The sequence below is a fragment of the Franconibacter pulveris genome (assembly GCF_056780215.1).
On record NZ_CM165555.1, the window covers coordinates 2116540 to 2130282 of the forward strand.

Annotated in this window: 13 protein-coding genes and 1 pseudogene; 5 read left to right on the forward strand and 9 right to left on the reverse strand. The window is 53.1% G+C overall.

The annotated features are described in order from the left end of the window. Positions 1 to 32 precede the first annotated feature (32 nt). Positions 33 to 1394 carry a lysine-sensitive aspartokinase 3 gene (gene lysC / locus ACU4F7_RS10075; RefSeq protein ID WP_481638563.1) on the reverse strand — a complete coding sequence of 454 codons (1362 nt, stop codon included), beginning with the start codon at positions 1392 to 1394 and terminating at the stop codon, positions 33 to 35. 620 nt (positions 1395 to 2014) lie between these two features. Between lysC and ACU4F7_RS10080 the strand changes: the two genes are divergently transcribed. Both ACU4F7_RS10080 and ACU4F7_RS10085 read left to right on the forward strand, forming a co-directional pair. Next, on the forward strand, positions 2015 to 3400 hold the full coding sequence (locus ACU4F7_RS10080; protein ID WP_024555848.1) for a diaminobutyrate--2-oxoglutarate transaminase: 1386 nt from the start codon (positions 2015 to 2017) through the stop codon (positions 3398 to 3400). A gap of 17 nt (positions 3401 to 3417) precedes the next feature. Then, positions 3418 to 4881 (forward strand): pyridoxal phosphate-dependent decarboxylase family protein, encoded by a 1464-nt coding sequence (locus ACU4F7_RS10085; RefSeq protein WP_029592786.1) that lies wholly within the window; start codon positions 3418 to 3420, stop codon positions 4879 to 4881. 237 nt (positions 4882 to 5118) lie between these two features. Here ACU4F7_RS10085 and ACU4F7_RS10090 read toward each other — a convergent pair whose 3' ends face one another. Next, a complete protein-coding gene (locus tag ACU4F7_RS10090) occupies positions 5119 to 5412 on the reverse strand; it encodes a DUF1330 domain-containing protein (protein ID WP_029592787.1) in 294 nt (97 codons plus the stop codon). 193 nt (positions 5413 to 5605) lie between these two features. On the opposite strand from ACU4F7_RS10090, the gene ACU4F7_RS10095 reads away from it, so the two are divergent. Then, a complete protein-coding gene (locus ACU4F7_RS10095; protein ID WP_481638564.1) occupies positions 5606 to 6511 on the forward strand; it encodes a LysR family transcriptional regulator in 906 nt (301 codons plus the stop codon). A 20-nt stretch (positions 6512 to 6531) separates the two neighbouring features. Here the strand turns inward: ACU4F7_RS10095 and ACU4F7_RS10100 are convergent. From ACU4F7_RS10100 to ACU4F7_RS10115, 4 genes and pseudogenes are all read right to left on the reverse strand, one after another. Next, a pseudogene (locus ACU4F7_RS10100) lies at positions 6532 to 6681 on the reverse strand (IS3 family transposase); the annotation flags it as partial. Positions 6682 to 6767: 86 nt separating this feature from the next. Further along, on the reverse strand, positions 6768 to 7304 hold the full coding sequence (locus ACU4F7_RS10105) for a dihydrofolate reductase family protein (RefSeq protein WP_029592788.1): 537 nt from the start codon (positions 7302 to 7304) through the stop codon (positions 6768 to 6770). 405 nt (positions 7305 to 7709) lie between these two features. Then, on the reverse strand, positions 7710 to 9638 hold the full coding sequence (locus tag ACU4F7_RS10110) for a putative bifunctional diguanylate cyclase/phosphodiesterase (protein WP_247365005.1): 1929 nt from the start codon (positions 9636 to 9638) through the stop codon (positions 7710 to 7712). 17 nt (positions 9639 to 9655) lie between these two features. Then, the gene (locus tag ACU4F7_RS10115) at positions 9656 to 10150 is read right to left on the reverse strand and encodes a putative pterin-binding protein (protein ID WP_481638565.1); all 495 of its coding nucleotides are present in this window, start codon (positions 10148 to 10150) and stop codon (positions 9656 to 9658) included. 266 nt (positions 10151 to 10416) lie between these two features. Between ACU4F7_RS10115 and ACU4F7_RS10120 the strand changes: the two genes are divergently transcribed. After that, a complete protein-coding gene (locus ACU4F7_RS10120) occupies positions 10417 to 10806 on the forward strand; it encodes an FAD-dependent oxidoreductase (protein WP_481638566.1) in 390 nt (129 codons plus the stop codon). A 22-nt stretch (positions 10807 to 10828) separates the two neighbouring features. On the opposite strand, the gene ACU4F7_RS10125 is transcribed toward ACU4F7_RS10120, so the two are convergent. Together ACU4F7_RS10125 and ACU4F7_RS10130 are read right to left on the reverse strand one after the other, a co-directional pair. After that, positions 10829 to 11311: a glutathione peroxidase gene (locus tag ACU4F7_RS10125; RefSeq protein ID WP_024555840.1), complete on the reverse strand. Its 483-nt coding sequence runs from the start codon at positions 11309 to 11311 to the stop codon at positions 10829 to 10831. Positions 11312 to 11443: 132 nt separating this feature from the next. Then, positions 11444 to 11731 (reverse strand): isochorismatase family protein, encoded by a 288-nt coding sequence (locus ACU4F7_RS10130; RefSeq protein ID WP_481638567.1) that lies wholly within the window; start codon positions 11729 to 11731, stop codon positions 11444 to 11446. Between ACU4F7_RS10130 and ACU4F7_RS10135 the strand changes: the two genes are divergently transcribed. Beyond that, positions 11631 to 12257, forward strand: coding sequence for a GntR family transcriptional regulator (locus ACU4F7_RS10135; protein WP_051237850.1), 627 nt, complete (start codon positions 11631 to 11633; stop codon positions 12255 to 12257). The genes ACU4F7_RS10130 and ACU4F7_RS10135 overlap by 101 nt on opposite strands. A gap of 101 nt (positions 12258 to 12358) precedes the next feature. Here ACU4F7_RS10135 and ACU4F7_RS10140 read toward each other — a convergent pair whose 3' ends face one another. Next, positions 12359 to 13537 (reverse strand): aminotransferase class I/II-fold pyridoxal phosphate-dependent enzyme, encoded by a 1179-nt coding sequence (locus ACU4F7_RS10140; protein ID WP_481638568.1) that lies wholly within the window; start codon positions 13535 to 13537, stop codon positions 12359 to 12361. Between the last annotated feature and the right edge of the window lie 206 nt (positions 13538 to 13743).

Below are 13743 nucleotides of genomic sequence, written 5' to 3' on the forward strand. Positions count from 1 at the left end.
GCGGTATTGGCGCAGGCCGCTTTTCCTGGCGGTTATTCCAGCAGGCTACGGTGCAACGCCTTGACTGCGCTGTCTGCGAATGGCGCTGGCAGCAGGAAGCAGAGCGTATGACGAGACGCGCCGTGGCAAATCATCCGCACCGGGTGGTTTTCCAGTTCAGCAAAGACCTCTTTGCACACCGCCGCGGCCTCGGAGAGCCCATTGCCAATCAGCGAGACCAGCGCCAGCCCGGTCTCGACCTCGACATGGCAGTGCGACGACAGCTCGGTGAGCAGCGCGGTGGTCAGCGTATCGGCCTCGCCTGAGGTGGCGCTGGTGGCGTTGAGGATAAGCGCGATGCTGGTTTCCGAGGTCGTCACCAGATCGAACGCCATTTCATGACGCGATAACATCGCAAACGTGTCGGCTAAAAAGCGGTGCGCGGGCTGCGCGTTTACGCTGGATAATGTTAATAACGTCTGCTGACGGCGCACGGCCAGGGCGCGATAACGCGACGGCGTCGCCACATCGCGGCAAACTAGCGTGCCGCCCGCTGACGGGTTGTTGCTGGCGCCGACAAAAACCGGAATATCTTTGCGCATTGCGGGCAGCAGGGTCGCCGGATGCAGCACTTTGGCGCCAAAGGCCGCCATTTCGCTGGCTTCGGCGAACGAGAGGTTATCAATACGCTTCGCCTGGGGAACGATGCGGGGATCGGTGGTGTAGATCCCGGCGACATCCGTCCAGATATCCACACGTGAAGCCTGCAACGCCTCCGCCAGCAGGGAGGCGGTGTAATCGCTGCCGCCGCGACCAAGCGTAGTGGTGCGTCCGGCCGCGTCGCTGCCGATAAACCCCTGCGTCACGACCAGCGTCTGTTCGATACGCGGACGTAAGTGGTTTTCCGCCATCGCGGCGATGGCGCTTATCGCCGGCGCCGCGCAGCCAAACGTGTCATCGGTGCGAATCACTTTGCGGGCATCAAACCACTGGGCTTCCACCTCCTGTTCACGCAATACCTCTACAAACAGCAGGGAAGAGATCATCTCCCCGTGGCTCACCAGCTCATCGCACAGCGCGGCGGAACGGGCAACGGCCGCCATTTCAGCCAGGCGATGGATGTTATCGAGCAGACGATCGATCTCCTGACCAATCGCTTCGGGCTGTTTCAGGCGTGAAAGGATGTTGTATTGCAGGGAGCGCAGGGTTTCAATTTTGTCCAGCCGGACACGGCTTTCAAGACCGCTTGCCAGTTCGACTAACAGATTGGTGACGCCAGCGGAGGCGGATAACACAACCAGACGGACGTTTTTATCAGCAAGGACAAGGCTGGCGCTACGGCTCATCGCGTCAAAGTCAGCGACGCTGGTTCCGCCAAATTTGGCAACGACGAAGTGTGGATAAATGCGAGTCATAACAATCTCATATCAGGGCGCCATACGTTGATGGCATGAAAATTTTCATTCGGCATAAGGGAAGTCATCTTCACCTTACGAAATGTCCGCCCGCGAACATTTCTGTTTTAAACCCAGCGTTTTCTCCCGTTGGCGATAACCTATATGGCCTTTCACGGGGGCCGGGCGTGATGCGTATTAATGGTTAATAGACGCTTCCTTTTTGGCTTAGAGGTTTTTTAAACGCGGGCATAGTAAGTGAATAAACCCGCCGGATCGATAATTTCCTGAAGATTTACGATAAACCGATGGAAAGTAACAGTATTTATTAACGAGCCGCCAGCAAAATTTACGTTTAATAACAGTAAAAGCCGACGTCAGTAAAATTTCTGGCTTATCATTAAGTTGTACAGAATCTGGCCGGAAATAAGGTTTGAAAAGAATTGTTTACAATTCACGCTGTGCAAATTACGCGCGTCAACATTTTTTGCCTTTGATTTTTATAGAGAATGTTTTTTAAGCCCACACAAAATATAAGATTGTGTGCGGTAAAGAAAACACATATATTAGCCGCGCTTTTTTTACCCCCTTAAACCCTTATCCAACCCGGTGTTAAAACAACGCCAGGTTGTAGGAGAGATATGATGACGGATAAAGTCCGTATTGATTCTTTAAGTGCTAATTCATTACCGCAAAGCAATGAGTCCTTTCTTAACAGACAAGCTGAGTTTGAATCTAACGTCAGAAGCTATCCGCGCAAATTGCCGTTAGCGATTGCTAAAGCGCAGGGCGTCTGGATAACCGATGTTGAAAATAAAGAATACCTTGATTGTCTTGCGGGCGCCGGAACGCTGGCGCTGGGTCATAACCACCCAGAGGTTATCCAAAGCATCCAAAGCGTCATTACCAGTGGCTTACCGTTACATACGCTTGACCTGACCACGCCGTTAAAAGATGAATTTTCCGCTTACCTGCTCTCTTTGTTGCCGGGTCAGGGGAAAGAATATTGCCTGCAATTCACCGGGCCTTCCGGCGCGGATGCCGTTGAAGCGGCGCTGAAGCTGGCGAAAAAAGTGACCGGCCGTTCCGGCGTTATCAGCTTCTCCGGCGGCTATCACGGCATGACGCATGGCGCGCTCTCTGTGACCGGCAACCTGTCGCCGAAAGAAGCCGTTAACGGCATGATGCCGGAAGTGCAGTTTATGCCTTATCCGCACCAGTACCGTTGCCCGCTGGGCATTGGCGGCGAAGCCGGTGTGAAAGCGCTGACGTACTACTTCGAAAACCTGATAAACGACGTGGAAAGCGGCGTGCGTAAACCGGCTGCCGTTATTCTCGAAGCGGTGCAGGGCGAAGGCGGCGTGAACCCGGCGCCGGCCGAGTGGCTGCAGCGCATCCGTAAAGTGACTCAGGAGCACGGCATTCTGCTTATCCTGGATGAAGTCCAGGCGGGCTTCGCCCGTACCGGCAAGTTCTTTGCCTTCGAACACGCGGGCATCGAGCCGGACATCATCGTGATGTCGAAAGCGGTAGGCGGCGGTTTACCGTTGGCCGTGCTGGGCATTAAAAAGCAGTTCGACGCCTGGGCGCCGGGTCATCACACCGGGACGTTCCGCGGCAACCAGCTGGCGATGGCGACCGGCCTCACCACGCTTAAGATCCTCAAAGAAGAACGCATTGCCGATAAAGTCGCTGAACAGGGCGAATGGCTGAAAGGCAAGCTGGCTGAAATGCAAAAGCGTTTCCCGGTTATTGGCCACGTACGTGGTCTGGGCTTAATGATTGGTATTGAAATCGTTAAACCGCACGAAGCGCAGGATCACATGGGTTGCTACCCGGCGGATGGCGAACTCTCTGCGCTGCTGCAGAAAAAATGCTTCGAAGCGGGGCTTATCCTCGAGCGCGGCGGCCGTGGCGGCAGCGTACTGCGTCTGCTGCCGTCGCTGCTTATCAGCAACGCCGAGCTGGACGTGTTCCTCGATAAGTTTGAAAGCGCGCTGCTGAATGCCGGCGTGAAGCCTGTTTAATCGGAGCAAATGCAAGCATGTCTGATTTAAATCCGATTCTGTCGGGCTCTGCACAGAGCATCGCCGCCTATCAGGAGGCGATTGAGCAGAGTACAAACGCGGTGGTGCAGTGGCTTAAGCAGCCTGAAATGTACCAGGGCAAAACTGTCGCGGAGCTACGTGAGCGCATCAGGTTAGAGTTTAGCGAGCAGGGCCTGGGCAACCAGGCCGCCATTGAGCGCGCCGTCGAGTATTTCCTTAAAGACAGCCTGTCCGTACACCACCCGCAGTGCGTGGCGCACCTGCATTGCCCGAGCCTGGTGATTAGCCAGGCGGCGGAAGTGTTGATCAACGCCACCAACCAGAGCATGGACTCGTGGGATCAGAGCCCGTCGGCGACCATCATCGAGATCAAGCTGATTGAGTGGCTGCGCGAGCAGGTAGGGTACCCGGCGGGCGACGCCGGGGTCTTCACCAGCGGCGGTACGCAAAGCAACCTGATGGGGTTGATGCTGGCGCGCGACGCCTTTTTCGCCCGCCAGGGCCACTCCGTTCAGTTGCACGGCCTGACCGGCGACCTCAGTAAAATTAAGGTGTTATGTTCCGAAAGCGCACACTTCTCTGTGCAGAAGAACATGGCGCTGATGGGGCTTGGCTACCGGTCGGTGACGCAGGTGAAAACCGACAAATTCTCGCGTATGGATCTTAACGATCTGACGGAGAAGCTGGCGCAGGCGAAAGCCAATGGCGAACAGGTGATGGCCATCGTCGCGACTGCGGGCACCACAGATGCAGGCGCTATCGATCCGCTAGCGGAAATCGCCGCGCTGGCCGCTAAAGAGCAGATTTGGGTGCATGTGGATGCGGCCTGGGGCGGCGCGCTGCTGCTTTCCGAGAAATATCGCCACTTCCTCAATGGCCTTGAACTCGTGGATTCCGTAACGCTGGACTTCCACAAGCAGTTCTTCCAGACCATCAGCTGCGGCGCGTTCCTGCTGAAAGAGGCGCGTCATTATCAGCTGATGCGCTACCAGGCGGCGTACCTGAACTCAGACTTTGACGAAGAGCAGGGCGTGCCGAACCTGGTGTCGAAATCGCTGCAAACCACCCGCCGTTTCGATGCGCTGAAACTCTGGATGGGCCTGGAAGCGCTGGGTAAAAAGCAGTACGCCGACATCATTGATAATGGCGTGACGCTGGCGCAGCAGGTGGCGCAGTTTGTTGCTGAGCAACCGCAGCTGGAGCTGGTGATGCAGCCGCAGCTGGCAAGCGTTCTGTTCCGTTTCCGCCCGGAAAACGGCGACGCCGCGGGCGTTGCGCTGTTGAATCAGCGTATCGGCGATGCGCTGCTCGCCTCCGGCAGCGCCAACGTTGGCGTTACGGAAGCGGACGGCGTAACCTGCCTGAAGCTGACGCTGCTCAACCCGACCGTTTGCCTGGAGGATGTGAAAGTTCTGCTGGCGAGCGTGATGGCCTGTGGACGGCAGTTGCAGAACGCCTGATCGCACCGACAGGTTTGATAAAGCCGACGACAGCGATGTCGTCGGCTTTTTTATATCCCGCATAAGGGAATGTCTGGCGCGGCTGGCGGGTTTCTCGCTTGCGGCGAATTCGCGCCAGCGCCAGCAAGGCGCTTAGCTGGCGGAAGACCGGATAGTGGGGCTCAAAGGGCTTCTCTTAAGGCGAGGAGGGCACATAAAAGGGCTATGAGCGAGAAGCGGAGATGATAGCCCGTGGTATTACAGGCTGGCTCCTTCAACCAATACAAACGTCCCGGTCGCAGCCCCTGCCCGTAGTGATCTTGCTGCCTGATACCCTGGGCTTTCATAAAAACGTTTGGCTTCGGCAAAGGAAGCGAACTCAATAACGACATGCCGTTCATGAGATTCTCCCTCAAGGTTTTCATACTGGCCGGACCAGACAATTATCTTCGGATTGAACTCCTTTATTACCTCGCCGGCAGCTCGGGCATATTCAGCGTATGCGGCAGGGTCTGAAACAGTCACGTGAGCGATTAAATAACCTTTATTCATTTCTCTTTATCCTTCGTAAAGGGTGGTTTATTTCAGCGTAAACCCAGGCGCTGAAGCGGTTTAAAGGCCTGGCCTTCAATACTGCGCCGCAAGGGGCGCTACGCGGGGTAGGCAGTGTGAATACACTCTATTAAGTATTAATATCTTCATAAATAGCCCTAAAAATGACGCACTGTTACCCTGGAAATGAACAATGAAGAATCTCGATGCGCTGATTATTTTTGCGCGTGTTGCAGAAATGAAGAGCTTTACTCAGGCGGCTGAAAGTCTGGGTATCAAGAAAGGACGTGCCTCGCTGGTGGTCCGTGAGCTCGAACAGGATGTAGGGGCTACGCTTCTGCACCGGACAACGCGGACCGTGCAGCTGACAGAAGATGGGCGCGCTTTTTATTCGCGCGCGCGTGACTTGTTGTCAGAAGCAGAAGAGCTGAAGTCAATGTTCGCCGACGAGGGTATGCCGCTGCGGGGACGGTTACGCGTTGATATGCCGGCTGTGCTGGCGCAGAGCGTGGTGATCCCGGCTCTGCCGCAATGGCTGAATGCCCATCCTGAACTGGAGCTTGAGCTTTCAAGTACCGATCGCCGTGTCGATTTAGTGCAGGAAGGATTTGACTGCGTTGTTCGTCTGGGGCCCATCGTGGATGAAACGCTTATTGCCCGACCGCTGGGGCATCTGCGCATGATCAATGCAGCAAGCCCGGGCTATCTGGAGCGCGTGGGTATGCCACAGACGATTGACGATCTTCTCCGCCAGGGACACCGAATGGTGCATTACATGCGAAATTTTGGTTCGAAACCTGACGGGTGGGAGTACCCGACAGGCGAGGGTTATAAATCGCTCATGTTACCTGGCATAGTGAGAGTCAATAGCGTACCGGCTTATCATGAGGCAGGGCTGGCGGGTTTAGGCTTAATTCAGGGCGGTTATTCCTCACTCTTACCGCATATCCAACGCGGCGCCCTGATTGAGATCCTTCCTGATCTACGCCCCGAGCCGCTCACTGCATCTTTTGTCATCGCGCACCGGCGTAATTTGTCGCAGCGTGTAAAGGCTTTTATGAACTGGACGGAAGAAATTCTAAGACCCTATTTTGACTAATCTCAGCATTAACCTTCTGTTCAACATAAAGTTGCGGATGTCCGCAACAGATGGCTGTGGCTCCGGGCCAGGCTGTAGAACGCTTCAATGTAAGCGAAGATATCGGCACGTGCCACATTTCGGGATTTATCGATCCGTTTTCCAGTTCGCTCCTTTTTCAGTGAGCTGAAGCAAGGTCGTTGAAGTAAAACAGTGCCGCTGGCAGCAGGTCGGTACGCTCGTTTTAGCGGAGGCCGCCGCTATGTTTATATGCAGTTTATGACGTCAGCCGATAGTGCGACTGCACCAGACCCGAAGGGAAGCTGCGGCTTGATAACAGCGTCAAATCTATATCCCCAGTCAGGGATCCGAACAACGGCTTTCCCGAACCGAGCAGGACAGGAATGGTAGTGATAACGATATCGGCGACAAGACCTTCACGCAGGAAAGACTGTATTACCTGCCCGCCATCGATATAGACGCGATGCACGTTCTGCGCCGCCAGGTCAGCAAGCACCTCCGCTGGCGTGCGACTAGAGAACTGCACTTTGCCCTTCAGCTTCTCGGGCACGGGGGTACCGGTTAGCTGTCGGGAGAGCACCAGCACGGGGCGATCATAAGGCCATTCGTCAAAGGTCAGCACCTTCTCATAGCTGCCTCGACCCATCACGATCCAATCTATGTCCGCGATGAATGCGGCATAGCCATGATCTTCTGTCGGGTCATCGCGCTGCAACAGCCAGTCGATATCGCCATCCTGCCGGGCGATATAACCATCAAGACTGACCGCGATAAAAACATGTGTGGTGACCATCAAGTGCTCCGTATTCAGGTTGCATATATCCCGTTGAGTTTAGGGATGTTAGCGTGACATGCTACTTGTGGAAAAACGTAGCATGAAAGTCGCAACGTCCTCTGTAGATTAAGGCAAAAAATCGCGTGGCGTTGAATCCCGGATGGAGCGAAAAGCAGTAACCTGCTCCCCATAAAGTAACATATCGCAATGTTATTAACGTTCGCTTCTGGCACAAAGGGAACGGCCGGGTGGGGCGCAGGCCCGCTATGAACGAGAAGCGAACGTTAGAAGGTATCGTTAGCGAAGCCTTTCCCCTTGAATAACAGAGAGCCCATCGAATGGGGCATCATCCGCCTCGCTGCAAAAGCGTTTCGCAAGGCTTGCCCGCAGCGCTTTTACCAGGGCAAGAGGAATGTGCGTGATTTAACCGTTTCTGATTTCCCCAGCAATACAAGGCTGAGGTTTACCAAAAAGATATCCCTGGGCGAAATCGCAGCCCAGTGCCTGAAGGCTATTGAGCTGTTCTTCTGTTTCAACGCCTTCTGCAATAGCCTTCATATTGAGGGATTTCGCCATGCCAGTGATGAGCCTGATGATATTAAGGGCGTCTTCCTGGGTAGATATCGAATGCACAAAGGACTTGTCTATTTTGATTTTATCGAAGGCAAGGCGACTCAGCCGCGAAAGAGAAGAGTACCCGGTACCAAAATCATCGATGGAGATTTTCACGCCCATGGCTCTGAGCTTGTTAAGGGTATTCATCGGTGTCGCGCTCTCAGTAAAGAGAGAGGATTCCGTTACTTCCAGTTCAAGACGGTCAGCCGGAAGCCCTGTTTCTTTCAGAATAGACAGCACCATTCCGGCAAAGGCTTTGCTGCTTAGCTGAACAGGAGAGACATTCACTGAAATTTTAGCCGGCACCGCCCAGGATGCCGCTTCCCGGCAGGCCATTTCAAGCACGGATTTGCCCATCTCGTTAATCATTCCTGTTTTTTCAGCAACAGGAATAAAACTATCCGGCGACAGGAGGCCCTTATGAGGATGTACCCAACGGATCAGGGCTTCATAACTGTAAATTTCCTGGCTGAACGAATCGACAATAGGCTGATAATAAACGACGAATTCTTTTTTCACTAACGCCATTGCCATGTCATGCTCAAGGGTTCTGCTTTCTTGCAGCTTTTCTAACATGCGTCGCCGGAAGACTTTTATCTTACCGGGGCCTTCATTTTTGGCTTCATAAAGGGCCAGATCGGCAAATTTATAGAGATAGTCGGAGCGGCGTTCAGTTTCTGAGATAACAATGCCGACCGAGGTGGTTATGTTTATGATGGTGTTATAAATCGTGTAGGGCTGGTTAATAGAGTCACATATTTTTTGAGCTCGCGAAACAGCGTTGCTTTCTGTCAGGCCACTCGAGAGAAACGCAAACTCATCGCCACCCAGGCGATAAAGCGTATCTGACGTCAGGCTCATCGACAGCAGGCGGTGGGATATCTGGCGTAATAACATATCGCCAGCGTCATGACCATACGTATCATTCACCTCCTTGAATCGGTCTAAATCAAACAACATGACGGTCACAGCACTATTATCTTTTTCTGCCAGCGCGATTTTTGTCGTTAAGTTTTCCCAGAAAAGCTGGCGGTTATTCATGTCGGTAAGAGAGTCATGATAAACGTCATATTCTAGCTTTGCATTTTGCACTTGCAGTTTTTCTTTCGATTTCTGGAGCTCTTCAGCAAGGCTTTTAACCTGAAGATGCGCCTTCAGAATATTTCTGTTCTGATAAAATATCAGCACGCCCAGTATCGCGCTCAGTATTATCAGCAGCACGGAAGTCGCTGAATAAATATAATAAAGCGTCTGGATTTTGAGGTTGGCGTTATTAATCGAGTTAACATCCTTGTTTAATGCGCCAGAGGAAAGGCGGCCGAGTGGCGCATCAAGCGTATGCATTTTTTTCAGGTAGGCCTGCAGTTCTGCACGGTTCATTTTCTCAAGATGACCGTCCAGGTATTTAAGAATCTTCTCAAGTTGTAAAGCCAGTTCATAATGCGTTTTATTGCTTTCTATATAACGCCCCAGATCGCCTTCTTCCAGTAAATCACTCTGGCTGAGCATAATGTCGAAACGCAGGCGTACATCATCGATTTTTATCGTATCATCGATAGTGTAAAGACCAAGCCATGATTCGAATCGGTAATATTGTGATACCAGTTGAGCAGCAGACCATGAGTCGGTGTAATGAGTCAGTTTCTGTAACTCTTGTTGCCTTTCATGCACCAGAAAAGATATATACCCGGTGGATATAAAAAGGAAAAATATGATGCCAGCCAGTATTCTGTTCATGATGCGCGACTGAACTCCTACTCAACATTCATCATGCTGACCTGCCATGCTGACCTTGAATAATAAATCTGATTATTCAGTTCAGGCAGGCTGTCATAGGGATATACAATGAATAACGGGCCTTTATCACGGATGCGCATATATTCTCCGTTGATTTTTGTCGCAAGGATGGCATTGTATTTCCTGAAATCACTGAGCGGGATAACGGTGGTGTAGTCATTGAGCGCCGTGACCTTAACAACAGTACCTTTTGCCCCTACATAATCCATGAGCTTTTGCAGTGGAATACCCGTAAAGGCAGTGCGCCCATTATACCAGGGTGAGGTGGTCTGGAAACTTACCAGACCCAGTTTCTCAAGGCTGGCCATATCGAAAACGGCTTTCCCGTCTTCATTTTTATTTTCTATATTACCGGACAGGGTTAAAAGGACTTTACCAGCAGGCCTGGAGAGTTCACCAGCCCAGACCTGTGTGGAGACCAGGAAGCTTAACAACATAACAATAAACCGCATTCTAACCTCAACGCTCTACCGCATATAAAAGAATTATAATTTAGTTAACCTGCTATTTATATATGCCGCCCGGATATTATTGATGTAATAAATGTATGCATACTTTAACTTATTAAAATCAATGAGTTAATCATTTCCAATTTTAAACGTTGATTAAGCAGGGGCGGCGCTGCTATTTAAGGGACGCTAAAATTAATGTATTTGTACAAAAAATGGCCACCCGTCCAGTCAGTGTAAATAAATACGCACGGATATAAAGGCGGTTGATGCAGCCACAGGGTAATGTTGTTTTTCTGGGGGATGGCTTTATCGCCAATCACCTTAAATCCTTTGAGCGCCGCTTTCCGATGCTCAACCGGGTCGATTTCGAATACTCCTGGAGCGGGGCGATTTGCCTGTCGGAAAACCAAGAAGGATTCTTCGGCCAACTGGCCCCAAACGTGTACGGCGCGCTGTGCTGTAATGGTCCTGGGATCACCCGCGGCACCGCCACCGGCAAACTGCTGGCTGATATGATCGCGGGCGAGCGCAACGAGCTGATCGATTTTCTCGTCGCCTCACCCGGCCCGAGCAAGACACCGCCGGAGCCGTTCCTCTCCATTGGTGTTAACTCGGTGCTGAAGTGGGGGCAATATCGGGCAGGGCTGGAGGTTTAAGTGAAGGGTTCGCCTTAAGCGCTCAGATTTCAAGTGCCGCAAGGATAGCGGCTTCCATTTTCTCCGGGGTGGTGATCGGTGCAAAACGCCTGAGCGGTTTGCCGTCGCGTCCGACCAGAAACTTCGTGAAGTTCCACTTTATTCGCCCACCCAGCACGCCGGGCAATTCGTCTTTCAGGTAACGAAACACAGGGTGTGTTGCCGCGCCGTTGACCTCCACTTTCTCGAACATCGGGAAGCTCACGCCGTAGTGAATGTGGCAGGTCTGGGCAATGTCGTCGGCGTTGCCCGGTTCCTGCTTACCGAACTGGTTGCAGGGGAAACCAAGCACCACCAGCCCCCGGTCAGCATACTTTTTATAGAGCTTTTCAAGGCCTGCGTATTGTGGTGTAAAGCCACACTGGCTGGCGGTATTGACCACCAGCACCAGCTTACCCGCATAGTCGGCCATAGAGATGGGCTGACCTCGCAGGCTGGTGGCGGTGAGTTGATGAAAAGGCGTCATGGCGGAAACCTCAAAGCAGAACCTTTTTTGGGCGTTCTGGATTATAGGGTAGGGTCGTTAATATGTCCGCGAAGAGCGAGAAGCGGACATTGCTGTAAATGATGACCAGCTGCGTCGGCAGCTTTTCAGATATCAGTTCGTTCCGGCGATCATTCTCTTTATTAGCTCGTCTGCCGTCTGCACTTCAGCATGCTGCGGCAGTATGCTGTTGGTCAGAACTGAATGGGTGGCTTCGTCGGCATCTGCACAACAGTCGGCTGCAACTATCAGGTTGTAATCCAAATCGAATGCCTGCCGGACGCTGCTCCAGCTAAGGGAAATGATCCTGAATCTGGATATAAGCCCTGGTGAACGCATCACAGAACGGTGGGCTGAAGCAGCCTTTGGCGCATCCAGAACGCCGGTAAGGGCCGCTTTCATCAGGCTGGCAAATGAAGGCCTCCTGCGTCGTGAAGGACGTGGCTGGATGACAGCACCTGTGGAACCAGAAGAAATTCGTCAGCTGTTTGATTATCGTGAAGCGCTGGAGGTATCCGCACTCCGTATGGCTGAAGGGAAAATTACGGATGAACAGCTGCAGTCACTTACCGGACTATTAGAAACTGATAGCACATCCGCGTCGAAAGACGCACTGAGCCGTGCCGGTACGGAGTTTCATCTTGCTCTGGCAAGCCTGGCAGGGAATAAGTTTCTTACTGAAAGCCTTAAAGATGTTCTGCAGCAGCTGTCACGGGCCCGCTGGCTCGACAGTGGAAGCGAACAGCCAGCGTGGGAAGAACATCACGCATTAGTAAACGCCCTGACACAGGATGATATCGCAACAGCATGCTCTCTTATCAGCGCGCACATTCGTTCAAGTCGGGACAGAACGATCGATGCGCTGAACCGAAACCAGAGAACTCTGCGCGCTCGCGGCGTGAAATTAACATTCCGCACACCTATTTAGCCGGTGAGTTTTATGCTGAAGCCATGATGCAGACTGCTACACGTCAGGCTGCTGCTTGCAGGTTGTGGGCTCCTGTGCCCACCTGCTAACAAGTGTCCGGCTCAGCTGAATAATTTCAGCGCCGCAATCCGCTTCAGCGACGCATCCAGCGCCTCGTCGCTGGCGGTCAGGCTCAGGCGTACAAACCCTTCGCCGCCTGCGCCAAAACCGTGTCCTGGGGCAACCAGTACCTGTGCCTCGCGCAGCAGGCGCTCAGTGAACTGCTGCGAGCTGTAGCCCGCCGGAACCGACAGCCAGAGGAAGAAGGTGCCCTGGCGGGCATCCACCGGCCAGCGCATCGCTTCCAGCGCGCGGATAACCCGCTCGCGACGGTGGTGGTAAAGTGCGGCAAACTCCGCCACCTCGCTCTCCGGCAGATCCAGCGCGGTAATTGCCGCATCCTGCACCGCGCCAAACACCGTGCTGTAGCTGTGGGTGTGTAGCTTTTTAAATGCGCTAATCACCGAGGCATTGCCGACGGCAAAGCCAAAGCGCCAGCCTGCCATCAGGAAGGTTTTCGACATCGTATAGATTTCCACGCTCCACTCTTTAGCCTCCGGCTGCGACAGCAGGCTCGGCGGCGCGTCCTGCGCATGGCGGCCAATCGCCGAGTAGGCGAAATCGTGCAGAAGCGGAATGTTCAGCCGCTGCACGAACGCCAGCGCATCGTCAAACAGCTGCGGGGTGGCCACCGCCCCGGTGGGATTGTGGGGATAGTTCAGCATCAGCAGCCCGGCATGCTGAGTGACGGCTTTCGGCACCTTGGTAAAGTCCGGCAGAAACTGGTTTGAGGCGTGCAGCGAAATACCGTAGAACTTTGCCTGGGCCTGCGCGGCGGCCGAACGGTAAATGGGGTAGCAGGGATTGGTCGAAATCAGATACTGACCGGGCGCGAGCAGCGCACGCGGCAGGCCGGTCACGCCGATATGCGAGCCGTGGAAAACGGCAATTTCGCTGTCCGGGTCCAGCTCTACGCCGTACTGACGTTGATAAAAGCGGGCTATCGCCTGGCGCAGCGTGGGCTTGCCCCAGAACGATGGGTAATCGTGGTTTTCTGGCTGCGCGGCGGCGGATTGCAGCGTGGCGACCACCGCTGCCGGCGTGGGCTGGCGCGGACTGCCGGAAGAAAGGTCAATCAGCGGGCGCTGTGAGGTATCTATCTGTGCCGCCATCTTTTCCAGCGCACTAAACAGATTCTCTTCTAACTGATCCAGCAGGGGTGAAGCAGAAAATACCGGCATAATACATCTCGATAAAAAAATAATACCTGGACTATGGCATAGCCTGTCACCGCATAAAATGAAATTGTTCGGCAGGAAAAAAATTAAAATTGATAAGGATATACAAAAATCGCAATAACAAAAAACGGATAAGGTTATCACAATAAATATATTGAGCAGAATTCCCTTTCGTTGCAATATCCTGAATATATTGGAATCATTTATTT

What these genes read in the sequence shown, in the direction of transcription:
- ACU4F7_RS10125 (WP_024555840.1), bottom strand. Translation starts at nt 11,311, where the DNA reads ATGACGCCTTTTCATCAACTCACCGCCACCAGCCTGCGAGGTCAGCCC.
- ACU4F7_RS10110 (WP_247365005.1), bottom strand. Translation starts at nt 9,638, where the DNA reads ATGAACAGAATACTGGCTGGCATCATATTTTTCCTTTTTATATCCACC.
- ACU4F7_RS10105 (WP_029592788.1), bottom strand. Translation starts at nt 7,304, where the DNA reads ATGGTCACCACACATGTTTTTATCGCGGTCAGTCTTGATGGTTATATC.
- ACU4F7_RS10120 (WP_481638566.1), top strand. Translation starts at nt 10,417, where the DNA reads ATGCAGCCACAGGGTAATGTTGTTTTTCTGGGGGATGGCTTTATCGCC.
- ACU4F7_RS10130 (WP_481638567.1), bottom strand. Translation starts at nt 11,731, where the DNA reads ATGAAAGCGGCCCTTACCGGCGTTCTGGATGCGCCAAAGGCTGCTTCA.
- ACU4F7_RS10095 (WP_481638564.1), top strand. Translation starts at nt 5,606, where the DNA reads ATGAAGAATCTCGATGCGCTGATTATTTTTGCGCGTGTTGCAGAAATG.
- ACU4F7_RS10080 (WP_024555848.1), top strand. Translation starts at nt 2,015, where the DNA reads ATGATGACGGATAAAGTCCGTATTGATTCTTTAAGTGCTAATTCATTA.
- ACU4F7_RS10090 (WP_029592787.1), bottom strand. Translation starts at nt 5,412, where the DNA reads ATGAATAAAGGTTATTTAATCGCTCACGTGACTGTTTCAGACCCTGCC.
- ACU4F7_RS10140 (WP_481638568.1), bottom strand. Translation starts at nt 13,537, where the DNA reads ATGCCGGTATTTTCTGCTTCACCCCTGCTGGATCAGTTAGAAGAGAAT.
- ACU4F7_RS10085 (WP_029592786.1), top strand. Translation starts at nt 3,418, where the DNA reads ATGTCTGATTTAAATCCGATTCTGTCGGGCTCTGCACAGAGCATCGCC.
- ACU4F7_RS10115 (WP_481638565.1), bottom strand. Translation starts at nt 10,150, where the DNA reads ATGCGGTTTATTGTTATGTTGTTAAGCTTCCTGGTCTCCACACAGGTC.
- ACU4F7_RS10135 (WP_051237850.1), top strand. Translation starts at nt 11,631, where the DNA reads ATGATCCTGAATCTGGATATAAGCCCTGGTGAACGCATCACAGAACGG.
- lysC (WP_481638563.1), bottom strand. Translation starts at nt 1,394, where the DNA reads ATGACTCGCATTTATCCACACTTCGTCGTTGCCAAATTTGGCGGAACC.